At 72.7% G+C, this 20,749-nt stretch carries 24 protein-coding genes; 10 read left to right on the top strand and 14 right to left on the bottom strand.

Features of this window, described 5'->3' with window-relative positions:
* Nucleotides 1-86: 86 nt before the first annotated feature.
* Nucleotides 87-1,703, top strand: a complete 1,617-nt coding sequence (locus ABZ386_RS20520; RefSeq protein WP_356673966.1) for a hypothetical protein — start codon at nt 87-89, stop codon at nt 1,701-1,703.
* A gap of 97 nt (nt 1,704-1,800) precedes the next feature.
* Here the strand turns inward: ABZ386_RS20520 and ABZ386_RS20515 are convergent, their stop codons facing one another.
* From ABZ386_RS20515 to ABZ386_RS20490, 6 genes are all read right to left on the bottom strand, one after another.
* Entirely contained in the window at nt 1,801-3,051 is a 1,251-nt protein-coding gene (locus tag ABZ386_RS20515; protein ID WP_358965463.1) for a cytochrome P450, read from the bottom strand.
* Nucleotides 3,048-3,650 (bottom strand): ATP/GTP-binding protein, encoded by a 603-nt coding sequence (locus ABZ386_RS20510; protein WP_351335671.1) that lies wholly within the window; start codon nt 3,648-3,650, stop codon nt 3,048-3,050. The genes ABZ386_RS20515 and ABZ386_RS20510 overlap by 4 nt, the downstream gene beginning before the upstream one ends.
* Nucleotides 3,631-4,002, bottom strand: coding sequence for a DUF742 domain-containing protein (locus ABZ386_RS20505; RefSeq protein WP_104784390.1), 372 nt, complete (start codon nt 4,000-4,002; stop codon nt 3,631-3,633). The genes ABZ386_RS20510 and ABZ386_RS20505 overlap by 20 nt, the downstream gene beginning before the upstream one ends.
* The gene (locus ABZ386_RS20500) at nt 3,999-4,409 is read right to left on the bottom strand and encodes a roadblock/LC7 domain-containing protein (protein ID WP_003994857.1); all 411 of its coding nucleotides are present in this window, start codon (nt 4,407-4,409) and stop codon (nt 3,999-4,001) included. Before ABZ386_RS20500 ends, ABZ386_RS20505 begins: the two co-directional genes overlap by 4 nt.
* 5 nt (nt 4,410-4,414) lie before the next feature.
* Nucleotides 4,415-6,154: an ATP-binding protein gene (locus ABZ386_RS20495; RefSeq protein ID WP_351335675.1), complete on the bottom strand. Its 1,740-nt coding sequence runs from the start codon at nt 6,152-6,154 to the stop codon at nt 4,415-4,417.
* 250 nt (nt 6,155-6,404) lie between these two features.
* Entirely contained in the window at nt 6,405-7,349 is a 945-nt protein-coding gene (locus ABZ386_RS20490; protein WP_351335678.1) for a helix-turn-helix domain-containing protein, read from the bottom strand.
* A 71-nt stretch (nt 7,350-7,420) separates the two neighbouring features.
* On the opposite strand from ABZ386_RS20490, the gene ABZ386_RS20485 reads away from it, so the two are divergent.
* Nucleotides 7,421-8,371 carry an NADP-dependent oxidoreductase gene (locus ABZ386_RS20485; RefSeq protein WP_356504138.1) on the top strand — a complete coding sequence of 317 codons (951 nt, stop codon included), beginning with the start codon at nt 7,421-7,423 and terminating at the stop codon, nt 8,369-8,371.
* Between the two features lie 110 nt (nt 8,372-8,481).
* Here ABZ386_RS20485 and ABZ386_RS20480 read toward each other — a convergent pair whose 3' ends face one another.
* Both ABZ386_RS20480 and ABZ386_RS20475 read right to left on the bottom strand, forming a co-directional pair.
* Nucleotides 8,482-9,588, bottom strand: coding sequence for an NAD(P)-dependent alcohol dehydrogenase (locus ABZ386_RS20480; protein WP_351335684.1), 1,107 nt, complete (start codon nt 9,586-9,588; stop codon nt 8,482-8,484).
* A gap of 37 nt (nt 9,589-9,625) precedes the next feature.
* Nucleotides 9,626-11,080: an aldehyde dehydrogenase family protein gene (locus ABZ386_RS20475; protein ID WP_358965461.1), complete on the bottom strand. Its 1,455-nt coding sequence runs from the start codon at nt 11,078-11,080 to the stop codon at nt 9,626-9,628.
* Between the two features lie 103 nt (nt 11,081-11,183).
* Between ABZ386_RS20475 and ABZ386_RS20470 the strand changes: the two genes are divergently transcribed.
* From ABZ386_RS20470 to ABZ386_RS20460, 3 genes are all read left to right on the top strand, one after another.
* Complete coding sequence (locus tag ABZ386_RS20470; RefSeq protein WP_114256988.1) at nt 11,184-11,621, top strand: MarR family transcriptional regulator; 438 nt, start codon at nt 11,184-11,186, stop codon at nt 11,619-11,621.
* 192 nt (nt 11,622-11,813) lie between these two features.
* The gene (locus ABZ386_RS20465) at nt 11,814-12,191 is read left to right on the top strand and encodes an anti-sigma factor antagonist (protein ID WP_351335690.1); all 378 of its coding nucleotides are present in this window, start codon (nt 11,814-11,816) and stop codon (nt 12,189-12,191) included.
* 111 nt (nt 12,192-12,302) lie between these two features.
* Nucleotides 12,303-12,965, top strand: a complete 663-nt coding sequence (locus ABZ386_RS20460) for a DUF4230 domain-containing protein (RefSeq protein WP_351335693.1) — start codon at nt 12,303-12,305, stop codon at nt 12,963-12,965.
* A 41-nt stretch (nt 12,966-13,006) separates the two neighbouring features.
* Here the strand turns inward: ABZ386_RS20460 and ABZ386_RS20455 are convergent, their stop codons facing one another.
* Together ABZ386_RS20455 and ABZ386_RS20450 are read right to left on the bottom strand one after the other, a co-directional pair.
* Nucleotides 13,007-13,378, bottom strand: a complete 372-nt coding sequence (locus ABZ386_RS20455; RefSeq protein ID WP_358965459.1) for a monovalent cation/H+ antiporter complex subunit F — start codon at nt 13,376-13,378, stop codon at nt 13,007-13,009.
* Nucleotides 13,375-13,518, bottom strand: coding sequence for a hypothetical protein (locus ABZ386_RS20450; protein ID WP_351335696.1), 144 nt, complete (start codon nt 13,516-13,518; stop codon nt 13,375-13,377). Before ABZ386_RS20450 ends, ABZ386_RS20455 begins: the two co-directional genes overlap by 4 nt.
* A gap of 163 nt (nt 13,519-13,681) precedes the next feature.
* Here ABZ386_RS20450 and ABZ386_RS20445 point away from each other — a divergent pair, with 163 nt between their 5' ends.
* The gene (locus ABZ386_RS20445) at nt 13,682-14,221 is read left to right on the top strand and encodes a VanZ family protein (protein ID WP_351335699.1); all 540 of its coding nucleotides are present in this window, start codon (nt 13,682-13,684) and stop codon (nt 14,219-14,221) included.
* 9 nt (nt 14,222-14,230) lie between these two features.
* Here ABZ386_RS20445 and ABZ386_RS20440 read toward each other — a convergent pair whose 3' ends face one another.
* From ABZ386_RS20440 to ABZ386_RS20430, 3 genes are all read right to left on the bottom strand, one after another.
* Entirely contained in the window at nt 14,231-14,548 is a 318-nt protein-coding gene (locus ABZ386_RS20440; protein ID WP_358965458.1) for a hypothetical protein, read from the bottom strand.
* A 32-nt stretch (nt 14,549-14,580) separates the two neighbouring features.
* Nucleotides 14,581-14,817: a hypothetical protein gene (locus tag ABZ386_RS20435; protein WP_358965457.1), complete on the bottom strand. Its 237-nt coding sequence runs from the start codon at nt 14,815-14,817 to the stop codon at nt 14,581-14,583.
* Between the two features lie 149 nt (nt 14,818-14,966).
* The gene (locus ABZ386_RS20430; protein WP_355725857.1) at nt 14,967-15,776 is read right to left on the bottom strand and encodes an SDR family oxidoreductase; all 810 of its coding nucleotides are present in this window, start codon (nt 15,774-15,776) and stop codon (nt 14,967-14,969) included.
* A 123-nt stretch (nt 15,777-15,899) separates the two neighbouring features.
* On the opposite strand from ABZ386_RS20430, the gene ABZ386_RS20425 reads away from it, so the two are divergent.
* From ABZ386_RS20425 to ABZ386_RS20410, 4 genes are all read left to right on the top strand, one after another.
* A complete protein-coding gene (locus ABZ386_RS20425; RefSeq protein WP_358965455.1) occupies nt 15,900-16,928 on the top strand; it encodes a PHP domain-containing protein in 1,029 nt (342 codons plus the stop codon).
* Nucleotides 16,929-16,968: 40 nt separating this feature from the next.
* Nucleotides 16,969-17,625, top strand: a complete 657-nt coding sequence (locus ABZ386_RS20420) for an HAD family hydrolase (RefSeq protein ID WP_358965453.1) — start codon at nt 16,969-16,971, stop codon at nt 17,623-17,625.
* A 259-nt stretch (nt 17,626-17,884) separates the two neighbouring features.
* Entirely contained in the window at nt 17,885-18,988 is a 1,104-nt protein-coding gene (locus ABZ386_RS20415) for an aromatic acid exporter family protein (RefSeq protein WP_358965521.1), read from the top strand.
* Between the two features lie 224 nt (nt 18,989-19,212).
* Entirely contained in the window at nt 19,213-20,241 is a 1,029-nt protein-coding gene (locus ABZ386_RS20410; protein ID WP_358965451.1) for an SDR family oxidoreductase, read from the top strand.
* 97 nt (nt 20,242-20,338) lie between these two features.
* Here the strand turns inward: ABZ386_RS20410 and ABZ386_RS20405 are convergent, their stop codons facing one another.
* Nucleotides 20,339-20,614 carry a hypothetical protein gene (locus tag ABZ386_RS20405; RefSeq protein ID WP_351335714.1) on the bottom strand — a complete coding sequence of 92 codons (276 nt, stop codon included), beginning with the start codon at nt 20,612-20,614 and terminating at the stop codon, nt 20,339-20,341.
* Nucleotides 20,615-20,749 lie beyond the last annotated feature (135 nt).

Raw genomic sequence — 20,749 nt, 5'->3', positions numbered from 1 at the left:
CGAAGGCGTCCGCCGACAGCTCGCTCCCGGCGCAGCCAAGCGCCCAGCTCCAGCCCACGGAGGCGGGGAACACCCTCGCCGGCCTCTTGGCGAAACACATCAAGGGGAGCACGGAGCAGTACCGAAGTTCCCAGAACGCCGCTCAGCAGCGGCTGAACGCATTCGGCTCCCCCCACTCCGGCACCACGCTGCATCTGGAGGGAGCCCTCCGTCCGGCGCAGCCCGCGTTCCTCCCGCCCGACGAGGAGGGCTACGCCAGGTTGCGGCACCTAGACACCGGCCTGCGCCTGATAGAAACAGCCTTCCCCCAGGTCAGCACCGATGTCGAGGTCTGCAGACTGGCCTGCACGATGCTGGAAGGCGCCTGGAGGAGCCGGGCACTCACCCCGCCGCGCGAGGAAGAGCAGACCGCCGTCTGCGCCTGCCCGCTGTGCCGTCGGCTGCCCACGCCCCCCGCGCGCACGCTGGACGACTACCGTTGGCGGCAGAGCGCCGGTCGTCCCCTCGCCGTCAAGACCTGGCCGCACCGCCGGGAACTCGACAGTGTCCTGACCGGTGGATGGTCCTGGACCCGGCAGATGAACGACCTCGAACGAGACCTCGGCCACCGCCACCGCTTCGAGGACGACATCCTCGTCTTCCACGAATACAAACGCGTGATCGACACCATCGACACAACGCGCCTCACCCGACACGTCGAAAGCCGCCTGGCCGAGAGTTTCAGCGCCAACGGCGCGCGGGCCCTGGTCTCCGGACTCTTCGCAGCGCACAAACGATCCGTCGACGAGTACTGGCTCCGACAGCACGACGCGGGCAGCGTCACGCTCCCCCAGACCAACCCGCTCGACCAGAGCACCTACTCGGCCCTGCAGATGCTGGACTGCCTGTTCTGGCACGTCGCCCCCGACACCGAACTCTGGCAGGAGGAAAACCTCGCCTCCCTGCTGCTGTGCCGTGTCATCGACGACATGGCCGACGTACGAGCCGACGCCCTCACCGGCGAGATCAGCAACTTCTGGCTCGCCGACATGCCCACCCACACCAAGGCGTTCTACGCCGCCTGCGCGATAGCCCTGGTCAAGTACGGCTGCATGCCCGAGGCCCACAGCCCGATGTGGAACACCTGGCTGATGACCACGACCATCGTCTGGATGGGGCTCACGGGCCGCCACGCCCTGTGGTTCGACGGCATCACCCAGGGCCTCCCCCCGGCCGAGGACTGCCCGCTGTGCGACCTGCAGCCCAACCCGTGCACCGGCATCCTCACCCATGGCACGACCCTCACCATCGCCCCGCGGCCCACCGCACCGGCACTGAGCACCCGGACCGCCGAGCTGTCCGCACGCTGCCGAGCCCAACACCCCCAGGCATGGCGCCTGTTCGACGCCGAGCTTCATGCCTTCGAAGCACTGCACGGCCCCTGGTACGGCGACACGGACAGCACCTGGGAGATCTTGCGCCGGACCTACATCGCCGCCGTGGAGGCATCCAGCGCCGCACCGTCGCCGGACCGCGCCCGTCGTGTCCAGCAAGACGCCGGCGTGGTCGGATCCGAGAGGTTCCACACCCTGCACGACCCTCGGACCGGGAGGGAGGACACCGCACTGCTCGCCTACATGTTCGGCTGCGCCCACCCGCATTTCCTCTGGAACGCCACGGGATACCGTCCCACGGGCGTCGCGGGCGACTGGCTCGACGGCTGACGCCTCGATCCTGAAGGCCCCGAACGGCCCCTGCTGCACCCACGCACGGCGTTGCCCGGCCGGAAAAGCCGGCCGGGCAACGGTCCGTCGCCGTGGCCTAGATGGCGAACTCGACCGGCAGGCTGTCCAGCCGGGATTCCCACGTGGAGGCGGTCGAGCTGAGTTCCTCCGGCGGTACGGCCAGGCGCAGGTCCGGCAGCCGGTGCAGCAGGACGTCCACGCCGATCTCGATGATGGACTGGCCGATGTTCTGCCCCGGGCACTCGTGCGGTCCGGAACTGAACGCCAGGTGCGACTGGTTGCCCTGCACGGCGACGGCCGAGTCGGGCCGTACCTCCGGGTCGACGTTGCCGGCGGCCAGGCCCAGGATGAGCAGTTCTCCCTCCTGGACGTGGTGGCCGCCGAGCTCCAGGTCGGCGGTGGCGAACCGGCCCGGCAGCACGGACAGCGGCGGGGTGTCCCACATGACCTCTTCCACCACCGAGGAGACGTTCAGCTCCCCGCTGACCAGACCGGAGAGCCGGGCGGCGTCGGTGAGGACCCGTTGCAGGACCCGGGCCAGCAGGTTGCTGGTGGTGGTGTGCGCGGCGATCAGCACCAGGCGCAGATGGCTGACGACCTCGTCGTGGTCGAGGCCGGCCGGGTGCTTCAGCAGGGCCGTGGCGAAGTCGGAGCCCGGTTCGGCCCGCTTGCGCTCGGCGAGTTCCGCGAGGATCTCCATGATCCGCTCGTTGTGCTCGAGGGCGCCCTCACCGCCCTTGAGGACCTGGGCGCACGACTCGATCAGGCGCTGCGCGTCCGCCGCGGGAAGGCCCAGCATCCTGGTGAGCACGAGCATCGGCAGTTGCTCGGCGTAGTCGGCCACGAGGTCGGCGTGCCCGGTGTCGGCGAACGCGTCGATCTGCTTGTTCGCGAAGTACGTGACGTGCCGCCGGATGCCCCGGGCGGCCGCCGCCTGCAGCCCGTCGGTGACGGCGCCACGCAGCCTGCGGTGCGGTTCGCCGTCCTGGGACACGCAGTCGGGGCGCCAGCCGACCATCGGCATGATCGGCGAGGTCTCCTCGATCCGTCCCTCGCGCCAGTCCCGCCAGATCCGGGCGTCCCGGCTGAACTGGCGAGGGTTGTCGAGCACGCGCCGGTTGTCGCGGTAGCCGAGGACCAGCCAGGCGGGCACATCGCCTTCGAGCAGCACCGGCGCGACCGAGCCGTGCTCCTTGCGCAGCCGCTCGTAGATGCTCGCCGGGTCGGTCGCGGCCTCCGGGCCGTACAGCCGGGTCAGGTCGGCTCCGTGGTGGGCGACGGGGCAGCCCCGCACGGCCTGGAGGGTGGGGTCGGTCGAATCGTTCATCGGGGCTCCAGGGCCACGGCCGAGCGTTCCTTCAGATGGTGGATCAGTGCGACCAGGACGTCCCGGCTGGAGGCCCGGTCGCGGGCGTCGAAGGCCACGACCGGGGTGTGCGCCGGGATGTCCAGGGCGTCCCTGATCTCCTCCACCGGGTAGTTCCGCGAGTCGGGAAAGACGTTCAGCGCGACCACGAAGGGGACTTCCAGCCGCTCCATCTCCTCGATCGCCCGGAAACTGGACTCCAGGCGGCGCGTGTCCACCAGGACGACCGCGCCGAGGGCCCCCTTGAACAGCCCGTTCCACAGGAACCAGAACCGCTCCTGGCCCGGCGTGCCGAACAGGTACAGCACCAGGCTCTCGTTGATGCCGATCTTGCCGAAGTCGAGGCTGACGGTGGTCTGCGTCTTGTCGGCGACGCCGATGAGGTGGTCGACGTCGGCGCTGGCCTGGGTGAGGGTCTCCTCGGTGGTGAGCGGCTTGATGTCGCTGACCGACCGGACCATGGTGGTCTTCCCGGTGCCGAACCCGCCGGCGATCATCACCTTGACCGAGCGGGTGTCCCCGGCCGAGCCTCCGGGTTGGTCAAAGCCTTTCAAGTCCACTGAGTACCTCCTCAAGGAGCGCGAGGTCGGGCCCGCGGCCGGCTTCGTGTGCCGGGATGGGGTTACGGGCTTCGACGCGACCTGCGTCCAGCAGGTCCGACAGCAGCACCGCGAGAATGTTGAAGGGCAGCCCGAGATGAGCGCCGAGTTCGGCGACCGACAGCGGGTCGCGGCAGCGGCGCAGGATCTCCTCGTGCTCGTGCTGCATGCCCGGTAACGGGGCGGCACGGGCGACGACCAGGGTCGCCACGTCGAGGCTCGACGCCGAACCGCCCGGTCCGCTGCGCCCTCCGGTGAGGACGTAGTAGCGCTCGAGACCGGACGGGTCCGACGGCCTGCGGGGAGCACTCATCCAGAGTGCTCCTCCAGGCGCGGAGTGGTGCCGAGGAGTTCACCCATCCTGCGGGCCAGGTCCCTCATCTGGTGCCCCAGCAGGCCCTGGTCGAGGCCTTCCCGGGCGAGGACGCCGAGGTACGTCTCGACTCCGGCGCGGACGACGAAGAGGTGTCCGCCGTCGACCTCGATCATCGCCAGCCGCAGCTGGCCTGCGTACTTGGGGAACTGCTCGGCGACCGGCTGGGCCAGGGCCTGCAGGCCGGCGACCACGGCGGCGAAGCGGTCGACGTCGTCGGGGTCTTCGGCGCCGTAGGAGGTGATGGCCTTGCCGTCGCTGGAGGCCACGAGGGCGAAACGGATCTCCTGGATGCTCTCGACGAGATCGCGGAGCGCCCAGCTCACATCTGTTCCTTGTTGCGTCATGAGGACTAGTCGCTCTCTTCGGTGCGGTGCTCGGTGGACTCGCGTCCGCCGGGGGTGTCGTGGGCGTCGTCCGCCCAGGAGGCCTCCGCGGCGTCGCGTCCGGCGGTGGCGAAGGCGGCGAGGCCGGAGAAGGAGGCGTCGGGCGGGACGGCGGCGACGGTGCTCCGGTCGGTCCGCTCGGCCTGCCTGGGCCCCTCCGTCTCGTTCCGCTTGCTGCGGCGGCGGGGCAGACCGCCGGGCGTGGTCTCCACGGCCTCGGCCCGCGCGTCCGCCGCCGGTGCGGTGGCCGTCTCGCGGGCCGGGGCGGCCGCGGCGGTGCGGACCTCGGCGGGGGGTGCGGCCGGGGTGGCCGGGGCCTGGGCGGTCGCGGCCGTGGGCAGCGGGCTGAAGTACTTGTGCGGGACCACGACCACCACGGAGGTGCCGAGCCACGGCGAGTCCGCGAAGGTGACGCGGATGCCGTAGCGGCGGGCGAGGGCGCCGACGACGCGCAGGCCGATGCTGGCGTCCTCGGTGATGCCGCCGAGGCCCGCGCCGGGCGCGGTGCCCGCGAGGGCGTGCTCGGCCTCGCGCTTCTTCTCCTCGCTCAGGCCCTTGCCGGAGTCCTGGATCTCGATGCCGACGCCGTTGGGGACCTCCTTGCCGGAGATCAGCACCGGTTCGGTGGGCGGCGAATAGCGGGCCGCGTTGTCCAGCAGGTGGGCGAAGATCAGCGTGAGGTGGTCCACGAGGCCGCCGTCGACGCCGAGTTCGGGCAGGTGGCGGACCTGGACGCGGTGGAAGTCCTTGATCCGGCCGATACCGCCGCGCACCACGCTCAGCAGCCGCTGGGGCTCCTGCCACTGCCGCCCGGGCCGGTCCGAGCCGCCGAGCACGCCGATGCTGGCCGCGAGGCAGTCGGCGGGGCCGATCTCCTGGTCGAGCTCCATCAGGCCCCGGGCGACGGCCGGCAGCCTGCCGTGCTCGCCCTGCATCTCGTGCAGCCGGCCGCGCAGCTTGCTCGTCAGCACGTGGATGCGGTTGCCGATGCTGATGACGGCCTGCTCCGCGGAGGTGGAGCGGTCGAACTCCGCCTCCAGGCCGATCAGGGCGGTGCGCAGCACCTTGCGCAGCTCGGCCTGGAGGTCGGCACTGACCTTGGCGCACTGGTTGACGCTCGGCAGGACGTCGTCGATGGCCTCACCGGAGCGGAGCTTGTCCATCGCGTCGGGCAGCTGCTCGTCGGCGAGCAGGGCGACCGCGGCGAGTTGGTGGGAGAGCTGCTCCTGCCAGACCTCGGCCTGGTCGGCGAGCTGCGCCTCGTAGGACTTGGCCTGCTCGGCCAGCCGCTCCTCGTAGGCCCTCGACTGGTCGGCGAGCTGCGTCTCGTACGTGGCGCTCTGGTCGGCCAGGCGCCGCTCGTACGCCGCGTTCTGCTCGGTGAGCTGGGACTCCAGGGTGGCGCGCTCGGCGGAGAACTTCCGTTCCAGGCCGGCCACATGCTGCTGCCACTGCTGGTTGTGCTCGGCCTGCGTGGTGCGGAAGGAGCCCTCCGCCCGGTGCAGCTGGGCCCGGGTGCGCAGCAGCAGGCGTACGCACACGGCGCTGGCCGCCGTCGCCGCGACACCGGCGACGGCCGCGGTTATTCGCTCCGAGCTCATGAACGTGGCGGCAAGCGTCCCGCCTCCCAGGCCCAGCGGCATCAACCACCAGCTGTACCAGGCGACAGGGGCCCGCGCCGCCGGTGGCGGAGTGGCGAGTTCCATCTGCATCCTTCGAAGCAACACGATCGAACGGGGGGTGTGTGGACCGCACTCATGAGTACGCACCGCGAGGTGACCGGACGCGATCGCGTCAACTCGCAGCGCCGATCGGAACCTTATCGGGTTTGAACCCGAAAGGATCAACCTCGACCCCCGGCGGACGTGAGGGTTCCGTCACGCTCCGACAGAAAGCCACACGTCGACAAATGGCTTTGCATCCCGCCCAGTTGATCGGGGCCGGGCCGGGGCGAGGTCAGCGGGCGCTCTGGAACGTGCGGCGGTAGGCCTGCGGGGAGACGCCGATGGCCGCGTGCAGGTGCTGGCGCAGGGAGGCGCCGGTCGCGAAGCCGACCCGGCCGGCGATCTGGTCCACGGTGAGGTCGCTGGACTCCAGCAGGTGCCGGGCACGGGAGACGCGCTGCTGGATCAGCCAGCGGCCGGGGCTGAGGCCCACCTCGTCGTGGAAGCGGCGGGCGAAGGTGCGCCGGCTCATCCGGGCGTGGCCCGCGAGGTCGGCCAGGGTGAGCGGTTCACCGAGGCGTTCCAGGGCCCAGGCGCGGGTCGCGGCGGTGCTCGCGGCACCCTGTTCGGGGACGGGCTGCTCGATGTACTGGGCCTGGCCGCCGTCCCGGAACGGCGGGACCACGCAGCGGCGGGCGACGGTGTTGGCCAGCCGGCTGCCGTGGTCCTTGCGGACGAGATGGAGGCAGACGTCGACGCCGGAGGCGGCTCCGGCCGAGGTGAGGAACGGGTGGTCGTCGACGAACAGCACGTCCGGGTCGAGGTCGACGCGCGGGAACATGCGCCGGAAGTGATCGGCGACCTGCCAGTGGGTGGTCGCCCGGCGGCCGTCGAGGAGCCCCGCGGCGGCCAGGACGAAGGCGCCGGTGCAGATGGAGACGATGCGGGTGCCGGGACGGATCTCCGCGAGCGCGGCCAGGACCTCGGCGGGCACCTCGTCGGTCAGGTGGGACGGCGCGACGGGCGCGATCACCACCGTGCCGGCCGTGGCCAGGGCCTCGGGGCCGTGCTCCACGGTGACGCCGAAGTCGGCGGCGGTGCGCACCGGGCCGCCGTCGGCCGAGCAGGTCAGGACCTCGTAGCGGCCGTCGGCGGCGCCGAGGATCCGGCTGGGGATGCCCAGTTCGAAGGGGTACACACCGTCCAGGGCCAGGACCACCACTCGCTCACGCCGCATGGCACGATCCTATCGAATGGTGGCCATCATGCCATGGCGGGGTGGATCACCGGCTGGCACGCTGGATGACCATGAGCACACGGAACACGATGCGAGCCATCAGCCAGGACGTCCTCGGTGACCCCGAGGTCCTGAAGGCAGTGGAGGTCGAGCGCCCGGTACCGCGGCCGAACGAGGTGCTGGTCCGGGTGCGGGCCGCCGGGGTCAATCCGACCGACTGGAAGCACCGCGCCACCGGCGGCTTCCTGGGCGAGCCGCCCTTCGTCCTCGGCTGGGACGTCTCCGGCGTGGTGGAGGCCGTCGGCATCGGCGTGGCGGCGTTCGCGCCGGGTGACGAGGTCTTCGGCATGCTGCCGTACCCGTTCGGGCACGGCTCGCACGCCGAGTACGTCATCGCGCCGGTGCGTGCCCTCGCGCGCAAGCCGGCCGGTCTCGACCACGTCCAGGCGGGCGCGCTGCCGCTGGTCTCGCTCACCGCGTGGCAGGCGCTGACCGAGCACGCCGACCTGCGGCCCGGGCAGCGGGTGCTGATCCACGCCGCCGCCGGCGGGGTCGGGCACGTGGCGGTGCAGATCGCCAAGGAGCGCGGCGCGTACGTGATCGGCACCGCGAGCGCGGGCAAGCACGAGTTCCTGCGCGGGATCGGCGTGGACGAGGCGGTGGACTACCGCGAGACGGACTTCACCGAGGCCGTGAAGGACGTCGACGTCGTCCTGGACACGATCGGTGGCGACACCGCCCTGCGTTCCCTGCGCGTGCTGCGCCCGGGCGGTGTCGTGGTGTCGATCCTGCCGGGTGGCTCGGACGACTTCTACGAGGAGGCCGGGCGGCTCGGCGTCCGGGCGGTCCGGATGCTGGTCGACGCCGACCGGGCCGGCATGGAGACGATCGCGGAACTGGCCGCGACGGGCAGGCTCCGCGCCACCATCGCCGGGACCTTCCCCCTGGCCGCCGCCGCGGAGGCCCACGCCGCAGGCGACACGGGCCGCACCACGGGAAAGCTGGTCCTGGTCAACGACTGAGCGCCCGAAGGGGCGCGGGGAACGGCGCGACGAGCCACGGCACACCCGCACACGCCGCTCCTCCGCACCCCCCGAGCCCTCAGGCGAACCGGCGATGACGGCCGACCGCGTCAGAACATCAGCACCGGCTTGATCGTCTTGCCCGACCGCATGTCCTGCACCGCCCGGTCGATGTCCCCGAAGGGATACGTGCCGATCAGGCGGTGCAACGGCAGCCGGCCGTCCTTCACCAGGCGGACCAGCGCCGGGATCATGGTCTGGGTCTCGCTGTCACCGAGGGTGAGGCCGACGATCCGCTTGCCGCCGAGCAGGCCGTTGACGTCCAGGGAGACCTCGGTGCCGAAGGGCGGGGCGCCGACGACGACCAGGGTGCCGCGGGCGGCGAGCGCGTCGACGCCCTGGCGCAGAACGCCGACGTTGCCCGTGGTCTCCACGACACCGTCCGCGCCCTGACCGTCCGTGATGCCGGTGAGCGCCTCGCCCAGCTCCGTCGTGCTCGTGTCGACGGTGTGCGTGGCACCCAGTTCGCGGGCGAGCGACAGGCGTTCGGCGACGCGGTCGACGGCGACGATCCGGGTGGCCGGGGTCAGGGCCGCCGCCATCACGGCCGACAGGCCGACCGCTCCGGCGCCCAGGACGACGACCGTGCTGCCGGTGTCCGGCTTCAGCACGTTCCAGACGGCCCCCACACCGGTCTGTACACCGCAGCCCAGCGGGGCGATGGACTCCAGCGGCACGTCCGGGTCGACCTTGACGAGGCTCCGCTCGTCGGCCAGCGCCCGCTCGGCGAAGGAGGACTGGCCGAAGAAGTGGCCGCCCAGGGCCTGACCGCCGCGGCTGATGGTGCTCGTGCCGTCGGCCCGGCTGCCGCCGAGCAGGTTCAGCGGCAGCCAGGTCGCGCAGTACGCGGGGTGCCCGCCGCGGCAGTTGCGGCAGTCGCCGCAGGAGGTGAAGGAGAGCAGGACGTGGTCGCCGGGCGCGACGCCGGTGACGGCGGGGCCGACGGCCTCGACGACGCCCGCGCCCTCGTGGCCCAGGACCCCGGGCAGCGGGAAGGGCAGTCCGCCGCTCGCCACGCCGAGGTCGGTGTGGCACAGGCCGGTGGCGACCATGCGGACCAGCGCCTCGTGCGGGCCGGGCTCGTCGAGGACGACGTCGGAGAGGGTGAAGGGCGCGCCGCCGGACTCGACGACCGCGGCACGGGTGGTGGTGGGCATCGCGATGACTCCTTGACGGTGCTCAGTTCGACGGTGCTCAGTCGAGCGAGACGACGACGGACTTGACCTTGGTGTAACCGGCGAGGGCCTCGGGGCCGTACTCGCGGCCGTAGCCGGAGTCCTTGACGCCGCCGAAGGGCACCGCGGGGTCGAGCATCGCCCAGTCGTTGACCCAGACGATGCCGGCCTGGAGCCGGTCGGCGACGCGGTGGGCGCGGGCGAGGTTGGTGGTCTGCACGCCCGAGGCCAGGCCGTACGGCGTGGAGTTGGCGAGGGCGACGGCCTCGTCCTCGTCGTCGAAGGGCTGCACGGTGAGGACGGGGCCGAAGATCTCCTCCTGGATCACCCGGGAGTCGTTGGCCAGGTCGGCGATGACGGTGGGCTTGTAGTAGTAGCCGCCGTCCAGGTCGAGCCGCTCGCCGCCGCAGACGATCCGGGCGCCCTCCTTGCGGGCCAGGGCGACGTACTCCTCCACCTTCTTCAGGTGCTTCGCGGCCGCCATCGGGCCGATGACCGTGTTCGGGTCGCGCGGGTCGCCGACCGGCACGCCCGGCACGGCCTCGGCGAGGATGCCGAGCAGCGTGGAGTAGACCGAGCGGGCCACCAGCAGGCGCGGGCCGCCCATGCAGAACTGGCCGGTGTTGAAGACGAAGCCCTTGATGACGGCGCCGACCGCCTTCTCCAGGTCGGCGTCCTCGAAGACGAGGTGGGCGGCGTTCCCGCCGAGCTCCATGGTGACGGGCTTGAGCGCCTCGCCCGCGACCGCCGCCACGTGCCGGCCGATCGCCGTGGAGCCGGTGAAGGCGACCTTGTCGACGCCCCGGTGGCGCAGCAGCGCCTCGCCGGCCACCGGTCCGGCGCCCGTCACGACGTTGACCACGCCGTCGGGGACGCCGGCCTCCTGGAACAGCCGGGCCATGTACAGGGCGCTGAGCGGGGTCTCGTCGGCGGGCTTGTGGACGACCGTGTTGCCGGCCGCGAGCGCCGGGCCGATCTTGGAACCGGCAAGGATCAGCGGGAAGTTGAACGGGGTGATCGCGGCGACCACGCCGAGCGGCTCGCGCTTGGTGTAGGCGAGGGCGTTCATGGGGGTGTCGCGCAGGGCGCCGTCCTGGCTCTGGGCGAGGTTCGCGTAGTACTCGTAGTCGTTGGCCGCGTTCGTCACGTCGACCGCGCCGCACAGCGTGATCGGCTTGCCGACGTCGAGGCTCTCCAGTGCGGCGATCTCGTCGGCGTTCTCGCGGATCAGCTGCGCGACGCGGTGCAGCACCCGGCCCCGCTCACGGCCGCTCAGCCCGGACCAGGCGCCGTCCTCGCAGGCCGCGCGGGCGGCCCGTACGGCCGCGTCGACGTCGGCAGGGCCCGCCTCCGCGACGGTGGTGACGACCGTGCCCCGGGACGGATCGACCACCTCGGTACGCGCCCCGTCCGCGGCCTCGCGCCACCGGCCCCCGATGAACAGCTGCCCGGGTTCCTTCTCGAAGGTGGTCATCGCCACTCCTCAGCGTCGTCGCCAAGATTTCAACAAACAGGATTCCTGTTGGTTCGCAGTCTCTTTACAGACAGGTTTCCTGTCAATGCTCTAGCCTGCTTCCATGCTCGACACACAGGTGACCAAGGCGCCCCCTTCCCTGCTCTACATGGTCAAGCAGGTGGAACTCGTCGTGCGCTCCCACCTCGACGAGCTGGTCAGACCGTCCGGAATCACCGCCCTCCAGTACACCGCGCTGACCGTGCTGGAGCGACACGACGGACTGTCGGCGGCCCAGCTGGCGCGCGACTCCTTCGTCACCGCGCAGTCGATCGCCGACCTCGTGCGCTCCCTGGAGGGCCGCGGTCTGGTGCGCCGGGAGCGCAATCCCCGCAACCGCCGGGAGCTGCTGATCCTGCTCACCGACGCCGGACGCGAGCTGCTCGCGCGGCACGCCGGGCCCGTCCGGGAGCTGGAGGAGCGGATGGTGCGCGACCTCACGGCGCACCAGACCGAGCAGTTCCGCCAGGCGCTCACCAAGGCCTGGCACGCCCTGTCGTAGACAGGAGTGCACGCCGGGCCTCACGCCCGCGCACGCCCCCGCGCGAACCTCGGCCAACTCACCTGTAATTCAGAGACATATGTCAATCGAACATGCTCAAATTCATTCGTTCGGGGGTAACTTGCGGGACGGGGAACGGTGTTGAGGGCCGCGCCCCTCCCACGCACGGAGCAGGCTGGAGGCGATCTCGTCGTGCGGCAGGAACCTGCACCGCTCACCCGGCAGCTGCGCGTCCGCCACGAACGGGGGCACACGGTGCTGGAGTTCCGCGGCGAGATCGACCTCGCCGCGGCCACGGAGATCGCCCCGCACCTGGACCGGGAGACGAACCGCCCCGCCGCCCGGATCGTGATCGACCTCAGCCGGATCGAGTTCTTCGACTGCTCGGGCCTGCGGCTGCTGTACCGGGCCAGGAGCCGGGTGCTCGACCGGGGCGGGTACATGCTCCTCGTCTGCTCCCACCCGCTGACCCTGCGCGTCCTGCGGATCACCGGCCTGTCCCGGCTGCTGCCGCCGCAGCCGACACTCGACGCGGCCCTGCAGCAGCCGGAGGCCACGTCCCGCCCCTGAGGGGGACACGCCTGCGCCCCGCATGCTTCCGCCGGGTTCGTCGAATCCTCAACTCCGCGGTCTGGCAGGGGGCGTGGCGGGCATCCGGTCAGTAGGAAGGAGGGCCGTCACATGACGACTCCCGTCAAGCGCCTCCCCAGGCGCATGCCCGGCTGGGCCAAGGTGGTGGCCGCGCTCGTGCTGGTGCTCGTCGTGTTCTTCGCCGGGATCCGGCTGAGCGTGCTCCCGGGCCTGAAGGACCTGTTCGGCACCGAGACCCACGACCGGTCCGGCCCCGCACTGCTGCAGTCCATCCAGGACATCAGCCGCTACGACGCCGCCTCCGGCAACTTCCAGGTCGTCGTGGACCTGGAGAAGGACGCGAAGTTCCTCCCCGACGCGATCCGCGGCACCCGCACCCTGTACGTCGGCGCGGGCACCGTCGACGCCTACGTCGACCTGGGCAAGGTCGGCGAGAACGACGTGCGGGTCAACGGCGACCGCACGTCCGCCACGCTCCGGCTGCCCCACGCGCAACTGGGCAAGCCGGCCCTCGACCCCGAACGCTCCTACGCCGTCTCCAAGCAGCGCGGTCTCTTCGACCGCCTCGGCGACCTCTTCTCGGACAACCCGAACGGCGAACAGGCCGTGCAGCAGCTCGCGGTACGGCACATCGGCGACGCGGCGAAGGAGAGCGAGCTGACCGCCCGCGCCGAGTCGAACACCACCGGCATGCTCGAAGGCCTGCTGCGCTCCCTGGGCTTCGAGGAGGTGAACGTCTCGTACGGGAACTGACCGGCTTCCGGGCGGCCCGGGGCCGGCCCCGGCAGCGTCAGTCAGCTCCCGAGGATCCCGGGCAGGGCCGGCGCGCCCAGCAGTGTGGTGCCCACCAGGAGCCACGCGACGTAGTCCCCGACGTGCCCGGACTGGCCCGTCAGCAGGAGCTTCGCCGTCGCCCGGCCCGGGCCCGTGGCCACGCGCAAGACCAGCGTGCCGACGGGGCCGAGCAGGGCGAGGACCAGGGCGAGGTCGACGTAGGAGGGGCGGTCGTAGCCCTGGGCGAGGAGGAGCAGGCCCGGGCAGGCGAGAGCGGTGGACAGGTTCTGCGCGACGACGCGGCGGCGCGGCGGGCCGGTGGCGACGCCCCACAGGGCGGCGGTCAGGCCGGTGCCGAGCAGGAGCGTCGCGGCGAGGATCCAGCCGTTCACCGCCGGGTCACCGCCCGCCGCGCGGCCCGGGCGGCGAGTGCCCCGAGGAGGGCGGCGGCAGCGCCGACGGTGATCTCCAGGGCGTCGACGGTGGTGACGAGCACCAGCCACAGCGCGGCGAGCGCGGCCCGGTCATCCAAGCACCGGGCCGGCTGCGGGACGTGGCGGCGCGCGGCGGCTCCGGTGCGGAGTGCCCCGGCGGGAGGCGGGGAAACCGTGGCTGGGAACGGCCGGTGGCGGCATCGTCGGTCCCGCTCTGGGTAACCGCGTTACCACGCAGGGAAGTTGAAGACTGGAGGACCAATGGCCGGTGCAGTGTCACGTCCCCGGACCGCCCGGTCCGGGCGAGAGCGTCGCCCGCTTCCGCTGCCCTTGCGGGTGCTGGCGATGCTGTGCGCCTTCGCGTTCATGGTCGCGTTCGCCGTGGTGCTGGCACGGCTGACCCTGCAGCCCTCGCCCGCCTCCGAGGCGCTGACCCACAGCAATCTGCGGCCGGGCAGTTCACTCAAGGCCTATCTCGACCAGCCGGAGCTGCGGGACGCCGTCCGGCAGATCGGCGGCAACATCCTGCTGGGCGTCCCCTTCGGCGTCCTCGTCCCCGTGGTCGCCCCCCGCACCCGCGGCATCCTGCGCGTCCTGTTCCTGACGGCCGTGGTGATGCTCCTGGTGGAGTTCGCCCAGGGCGCCCTGGTCACCGGCCGCGCCTTCGACATCGACGACGTCATCCTCAACACGACGGGCGCGCTGATCGGTTACCTCCTCCTGGGCCGCCGCCTCAGCCGCGCGGTCCACGCCCGCAGGCCCCACCGGGACCGACCGGGGAAGACGACGGCGGGCAGCTGAGCTGCCGGGCTACTCCGGGCCGTCCGTGCGGACGATCCCCTCGATGGACTCCAGACGGGCCGGCGGATCCGCGTCCTCGACCGAGGTGGTGGTGAGCAGCAGAACCCAGTCCGCCGGGTGTTCCTCCGCGTAGCGGTCGTCCTCGCCGTCGTCACCGGGGATCGCGTTGGGCTGAATGGTGATCCGGCCGCCGGGGAGGGCGGCGACGTGGTGAACGCCGAGGAAGAAGCTGTCGCGCTCGGTGAAGACCAGCCCGAGGCGGTCGCTGAGGAGTGAGACCAGTTCGTCGGCCGAGTACGCGCCGGTGGCGTGGACATGATCGGGCATGATCCGGAGATCGTAGGCCACGGCGGTGGGGTCTAGTGCACCGTCCACGTGAACTTGTCCCCGCCGACCCAGCGGACCACGTCCGGGTCGTCCAGGTCGTGGACCGTGATGCCGAACGCGGCCGCGGCCGCCAGGACGTCGGTGATGGCCCTGGCCTCGCCGACCACCTGGCCGTCGATCTCCACGATCCGGAACGGCGGTGTGCCCGGCTGTACCCCGAGCACCATGATCCGGGGGTGCGCTATGTGCGGGCTCGAGATTTCGGTCATGCATCGAGCGTAGAGCGGAACCGGCTCCGGCGCGGGGTTCAGGTCAGCGGCCGAGGATCGAGGACGGCACGCAGTGGCTGACCTCGCGGACCTGCCACGGGTGTGCCGGGCGCTGCCGGGAACTGGTGCGCGGTCTCGCCGCGGCTCCCTCAGGGGCGACGCCAGTCGTCGCCGGTGAGGTGCGAGCCGGCCTGCGGGCCCATCCGCAGCATGCCGCCGTCGACGCTCCAGGAGGCGCCGGTGACGTAGGACGCGTCCGGTCCGGCGAGGAAGGCGATGACGGCGGCGACCTCGCGGGCGTCACCGGGCCGTCCGAGCGGGATGCCGGGGCGGCTCTCGGTGTGCGGGTCGGTGTCCTCCTGCCCGGTCATGGGCGTGGAGATCTCGCCGGGCGCGACGGCGTTGACGGTGATGGCGTGCTCGGCGAGTTCGAGCGCCATGACCTGGGTGAGCAGTCCGAGTCCGCCCTTGGCGGCGCAGTACGGGGCGGCGCCCACGCGCGGCTGGTGCTCGTGGACGGAGGTGACGTTGACGATCCGGCCGCCGTCCCCCTGCCGGATCATGTGCCGGGCCGCCTTCTGCCCGCACAGGAACGGCCCGACGAGGTCGACGTCGAGGACCTCGCGCACCTTGGACAGCTCCAGGTCGAGGAAGGGCGTCATGGTGCCGGTGCCGGCGTTGTTGACCAGCACGTCGAGGCGGCCGAGGCGCTCGCACAGCTCGTCGACGGTGTCGGCGGCGCCGGGCAGCCGGGTGAGGTCCATCCGGGCGACCTCGGCGCGCCGCCCGTGCGCCCGGACCTCCTCCGCCGTCTCCTCCGCTCCCTTGTGGTCGCTGTGCCAGGTGATGCCGACGTCCAGGCCGGCCTCGGCGAGGCGCACGGCGGTGGCCCTGCCGATGCCGGAGTCGGCGCCGGTGATCACGGCGACCCTGCCGGTGGGGGCGGTGGGGGCGGGCATGACGGGCCTCCTCGTCGACGCGGGCGGGACGAGGCATCGCAGTACCCGGGTGGGTACGGGACAAACCGCCGGCCCGTCGTGCGGCCCGCGGGGCGCTGGGGAACCCTTGAGGTGGAGGTGGCGATGGACCCCGTCGAGGCACTGGACCGGATCGCCTTCCTGCTGGAGCGGTCCCTGGCGCCGACGTACCGCGTGCGCGCCTTCCGCACGGCGGCGCGGGTGCTGAAGGAGCTGGGCGGGGACGAGGTGCGCCGGCGGGCGGGTGACGGTTCGCTGGAGCAGCTCAAGGGGGTCGGCCCGAAGACCGCGCAGGTGGTGCGGGAGGCGCTGGACGGGCAGGTGCCGGGCTATCTGGAGAAGCTGGAGGCCGAGGCGCGTGAGCCGCGGCCCGTGCGGGGCGGGGAGAAGCTGCGGGCGCTGCTGCGCGGGGACTGCCATCTGCACTCCGACTGGTCCGACGGCGGCAGCCCGATCGAGGAGATGGGGCGGGCCGCGGCGGCGCTGGGGCACGAGTGGGCGGCGCTGACCGACCACTCGCCGCGGCTGACGGTGGCGCGCGGGCTGTCGGCCGGGCGGCTGCGCGAGCAGCTGGACGTGGTGGCGGAGCTGAACGAGTCCTGGGCGCCGTTCCGGCTGCTGACCGGCATCGAGTGCGACATCCTCGAGGACGGCTCGCTCGACCAGGAGCCGGAGCTGCTGGACCGGCTCGACGTCGTGGTGGTGTCGGTCCACTCCAAGCTGCGGATGGACGCCCGCTCGATGACCCGGCGGATGGTGGCCGCCGTCCGTGACCCGCACTCGGACGTGCTCGGGCACTGCACGGGGCGGCTGCTGACCGGGCGGGGGCGGCCGGAGTCGGAGTTCGACGCGGACGAGGTGTTCGCGGCGCTCGCCGAGACGGACACGGCCCTGGAGATCAACAGCAGGCCGGAGCGGCTCGACCCGCCGCGGCGGCTGCTGCGCCGGGCCATGGACGCGGGGGTGCTGTTCTCCGTCGACACCGACGCGCACGCGCCGGGGCAGCTGGACTGGCAGATCAACGGGTGCGCGCGGGCGGAGGAGTGCGGGGTGCCGCCCGAGCGGGTGGTGACGACGTGGTCGCTGGACGAGTTGCTGGCGTGGACCCGTGAGCGGCGCGTGCCGTCCGGCTGACGTGGTACTCACGCGGCCGGAGAGAAAGGAACCGAAATCCATGGAACGCGCGGCCGTGTTCGACGTCGACGGCACCCTGGTCGACACCAACCATCTGCATGTCGTCGCCTGGTGGGAGGCCCTCCGGCAGGCGGGCCACCAGGTGCCGATGCACGCCGTCCACCGGGCCGTGGGCCTGCCGTCCACCGACCTGGTCGCCCATCTGCTGGGCGACGACCGGGACACGGACCAGGACGCGGACATCAGCGCCGGGCACAAGGCGCTGTACGGGCAGTACTTCGACCGGCTGCCCGCGCTGCCGGAGGCCGGGGCGCTGCTGCGGCGCCTGCACCGGGAGGGCTGGACGGTGGTGCTGGCCACCTCGGCGGGCGGCGCGGAGCTGAGCGCGCTGCGCCGGGCGATCGACGCCGACGACGCCATCGCCGCCACGGCCAGTGCCGACGACGTCGACCGGGGCAAGCCGGCGCCCGAGCCGGTCGAGCACGCCCTGGAGCTGGCCGGGGTGCCGGCGGAGCGGGCGGTGTTCGTCGGCGACACGGTGTGGGACATGCGCGCGGGCAGCCGGGCCGGGGTGCGCTGTGTGGGCGTGCTGTGCGGCGGCATCCCGCGCAGGGACCTGGAGGAGGCGGGCGCGGACGCGGTCTACGCCGACCCCGCGCACCTCCTCGCCTCGCTCCGGGACGGCCCGCTGGCGTGAGGCGACGTGAAACCCCCGGTCACGCGGATACCCGCAGCGCATGACGCGTGTGACGAGTGCGGTACGGCGGACGGCGGGCGCCCTTCGCCCGCGGAGGGACCGAGGCACCACTGCGGACGACACCGGCGGCCCGGCCCCGGGTCCGCGGCCCGGGGGTGCGATAGCGGCCCCGAGGCGCATACGGAATCTGCAGCACGGCATCCGTGCCGTGCAGCCGGTGGACGCCGTACGACGGGAGACCCGGGCCGCCTGGGACGCGATGCGGGCGGCCTGGCGGGGCCCCGGGCGGGAGAGGGATCTGGTCGTCCAGTCGCTGAAGGCGGCCGCGGCGGCCGTGATCGCCTGGCTGGTGGGCGGGGTCTGGATGGGGGACCCGCTGGCCCTGATGGCGCCGTGGGTGGCCCTGGTGCTGGTGCAGGCGACCGTCTACAGCTCGCTGGTGCAGGGCGCGCGGCAGTTCGGGGCGATCTGCGTCGGCACCCTGCTGGCCTCGGCGGCGCAGGCCGTGACCGGCGACACGACCGGCGCGCTCGCCCTGTCCGTGCCGGTGCTGATGCTGCTGGCGAACTGGCCCCGTTTCGGCGACCAGGGCATCTACGCGGCGACCACGGCCCTGTTCACCCTGGCCGCGGGCACGGTGAGCCTGTCCGGCGTGGGGCACCGGGTGGGCCAGGCCGCGCTCGGCGCCGTCATCGGCGTCGCCGTCAACGCGCTCGTCCTGCCGCCGATCCATCTGCGGGACGTACGGGAGAACCTGGTGGCGCTCGCCCGGGACGTGGGGGACGTCCTGCACCGGGTCGCCGCCGACCTGCGTGAGGGCGAGTGGGACGCGCAGACCGCCGCCGGCTGGCTCAGCGCCTCGGCCGGGCTGGAGCACCGCCTGGACGCGCTGCACTCGGCACGCCGCTGGAGCCAGGAGAGCCTGCGCCTGACCTCCGGCCCGCTGCGCGCCCTGCACCGCGTACCGCACGGGGAGGCCGCGCTGCCGCCGGTGGAGGAGGACGAGCGGTTCGGCCGGATCACCGGGCACGTCACCGCCCTGACCCGGGCTCTGGCGGTGTCCGTGGACGACAACCGGACTCCTGTCCCGCCCGAGGGCCGGGCCCTGCGGTCGTACGCGCGGATGCTGGAGCTCATCGGGGACGCCTGCCAGGCGCAGGCGGACAGTCTGCGCGAGGGCAGCCTGCACGGCCGGCCGGACGACGGGACCGAGAAGGCGATGCGGGAACTCCACGAGGAACTGCAGGACAAGCTCCGCCGGCACGCCCAGGAGGGCGCCGCGCACACGGCGGTGCTCGGCACGCTCCTGCTCCAGGCGGAGAACCTCTGGGCGGAGACCGTGCCCGACGACAAAGGGCAGTGACACACCTCACGGGCCGGGCGCGCGAACCCGGAACACCCAGCGGTAGTTCCCCGTTGAACAACACGTGGGTGCGGATGGGACAGTGTCCCCGGGCCTCCCACCTCAGAGCCGCCCCGGCCGTGATTCCCCCGTCCGGCCGGGGCTTCCTTCTGCCCACGTGCAATCCGCCCCACCCGGGTACTCGGTCCTCTCTCGCGGAACCACGCGGCCGAGAGGAGCCAGAGGTGAGCAGCGCAACGGGCATGAGGGTCGTCGTCACGGGCGCCACGGGCAACGTGGGCACGAGCGTGGTGCGTCTCCTCTCCGAGGATCCCGAGATCGGCTCCGTCCTGGGCCTGGCCCGGCGGCTCCCCGACTGGTCGCCCCCGAAGACCGACTGGGACGCGGTCGACCTGGCCTCCGAGCGGTCCGACCTGGTGGAGCGGTTCACGGGCGCCGACGCGGTCGTCCATCTGGCCTGGGCGTTCCAGCCGACACACGATCCGGCGGCTACCTGGCGCACCAACGTGCTCGGCAGCATGCGGGTCTTCGAGGCGGTGGCCGCCGCGGAGGTGCCGGCGCTGGTGCACGCCTCGTCGGTCGGGGCGTACTCGCCGGGCCCGAAGGACGAGACGGTGGACGAGTCGTGGCCGACGCACGGCTGGCCGGACGCCGCGTACTGCCGGGAGAAGGCCTATCTGGAGCGCGCGCTGGACACGTTCGAGCGCGACCACCCCGGGACGCGGGTGGTGCGGATGCGCCCCGCCTTCCTGTTCAAGCGGGAGTCCGCGAGCGAGCAGCGCCGCATCTTCGGCGGCAAGTTCCTGCCGGGCCCGCTGGCCCGCCCGGAGCTGCTGCCCTTCCTGCCCGACATCCCGGGGCTGCGGGTCCAGGCGCTGCACACGGACGACGCGGCGCAGGCGTACCGGCTGGCCGTGCACTCCGACGCCCGGGGCGCCTTCAACCTGGCGGCCGATCCGCCGGTCGACGCGCACGTGCTGGGCGAGATGCTGGGCGCCCGGCCCGTGCGGCTGCCGCGCTCGGCGGCCCGTTCGGCGATCGCGGCCGCCTGGGGCCTGCACCTGCTGCCCGCCTCCCCGCACCTGTTCGACGCGGTGCTGCGGCTCCCCCTGATGGACTCCGCGCGCGCCCGGACGGAACTCGGCTGGCAGCCGGAGCGTACGGCGACGGATGTGCTGGCGGAGTTCCTGCAGGGCCTCCAGCAGGGCGCGGGGGCGGGCACGGAGCCGCTGCGGGGCCGCAAGGTGGGCTGACCCGCCGAAGATCACTACGAGGACGAGGCCGAGGGCCGCAGCCGACCCCCACAGCCGGCTGCGGCCCTCGGTGTTCCTGGGTCCTCCGCGTCCGCGTTCAGGCGGAGGGCTCGTCCGGCACCGGGTGCTCGGGGTGGACCGTTCCGGACCGCGGCGCGCCTTGCCGGCCCGTCCCCGCTTCGTCCGTGTCGGGGACGTCTTCGGCCGGCTCGTCGGCCTCGTCCGCCGCCTGGTCCTTCTCGCCCTTGCCGGTGCCCGTGAAGCGCGGTGCGACCTCCCACGGGTCCTCGCCGGCGTCGGCCTGCTGGTCCGGCATGTCCCGCGGGACGGGCTCACCGTTCTCGCCGGGTGCTTCGAGGCGGTGGTCGGTCACGGCATTACTCCCTTCGCTCGTCCGGGCGCCACGCGAGTACCTCCGCCGCGCCCCGGGAAACCTCAGCGCGATGCGCGCTCCGGCAGCGCAGCACGCCAGGTGGGGAACGCACTGTCCGGTGTGCGGGCGGCCGCC

The organism is Streptomyces sp. NPDC006140 (assembly GCF_040628815.1).
Lineage (GTDB): Bacteria > Actinomycetota > Actinomycetes > Streptomycetales > Streptomycetaceae > Streptomyces.
The sequence above is the reverse complement of the archived record's forward strand: the minus strand, read 5'-3'. Positions and strand labels throughout refer to the sequence as shown.

Excerpts from the sequence above, each read along its gene's own strand:
- ABZ386_RS20515 (WP_358965463.1), bottom strand. The coding sequence starts at position 3,051 with ATGAACGATTCGACCGACCCCACCCTCCAGGCCGTGCGGGGCTGCCCC.
- ABZ386_RS20505 (WP_104784390.1), bottom strand. The coding sequence starts at position 4,002 with ATGAGTGCTCCCCGCAGGCCGTCGGACCCGTCCGGTCTCGAGCGCTAC.
- ABZ386_RS20500 (WP_003994857.1), bottom strand. The coding sequence starts at position 4,409 with ATGACGCAACAAGGAACAGATGTGAGCTGGGCGCTCCGCGATCTCGTC.
- ABZ386_RS20495 (WP_351335675.1), bottom strand. The coding sequence starts at position 6,154 with ATGGAACTCGCCACTCCGCCACCGGCGGCGCGGGCCCCTGTCGCCTGG.
- ABZ386_RS20490 (WP_351335678.1), bottom strand. The coding sequence starts at position 7,349 with ATGCGGCGTGAGCGAGTGGTGGTCCTGGCCCTGGACGGTGTGTACCCC.
- ABZ386_RS20485 (WP_356504138.1), top strand. The coding sequence starts at position 7,421 with ATGAGCACACGGAACACGATGCGAGCCATCAGCCAGGACGTCCTCGGT.
- ABZ386_RS20480 (WP_351335684.1), bottom strand. The coding sequence starts at position 9,588 with ATGCCCACCACCACCCGTGCCGCGGTCGTCGAGTCCGGCGGCGCGCCC.
- ABZ386_RS20475 (WP_358965461.1), bottom strand. The coding sequence starts at position 11,080 with ATGACCACCTTCGAGAAGGAACCCGGGCAGCTGTTCATCGGGGGCCGG.
- ABZ386_RS20470 (WP_114256988.1), top strand. The coding sequence starts at position 11,184 with ATGCTCGACACACAGGTGACCAAGGCGCCCCCTTCCCTGCTCTACATG.
- ABZ386_RS20460 (WP_351335693.1), top strand. The coding sequence starts at position 12,303 with ATGACGACTCCCGTCAAGCGCCTCCCCAGGCGCATGCCCGGCTGGGCC.
- ABZ386_RS20445 (WP_351335699.1), top strand. The coding sequence starts at position 13,682 with ATGGCCGGTGCAGTGTCACGTCCCCGGACCGCCCGGTCCGGGCGAGAG.
- ABZ386_RS20440 (WP_358965458.1), bottom strand. The coding sequence starts at position 14,548 with ATGCCCGATCATGTCCACGCCACCGGCGCGTACTCGGCCGACGAACTG.
- ABZ386_RS20435 (WP_358965457.1), bottom strand. The coding sequence starts at position 14,817 with ATGACCGAAATCTCGAGCCCGCACATAGCGCACCCCCGGATCATGGTG.
- ABZ386_RS20430 (WP_355725857.1), bottom strand. The coding sequence starts at position 15,776 with ATGCCCGCCCCCACCGCCCCCACCGGCAGGGTCGCCGTGATCACCGGC.
- ABZ386_RS20425 (WP_358965455.1), top strand. The coding sequence starts at position 15,900 with ATGGACCCCGTCGAGGCACTGGACCGGATCGCCTTCCTGCTGGAGCGG.
- ABZ386_RS20420 (WP_358965453.1), top strand. The coding sequence starts at position 16,969 with ATGGAACGCGCGGCCGTGTTCGACGTCGACGGCACCCTGGTCGACACC.
- ABZ386_RS20415 (WP_358965521.1), top strand. The coding sequence starts at position 17,885 with ATGCGGGCGGCCTGGCGGGGCCCCGGGCGGGAGAGGGATCTGGTCGTC.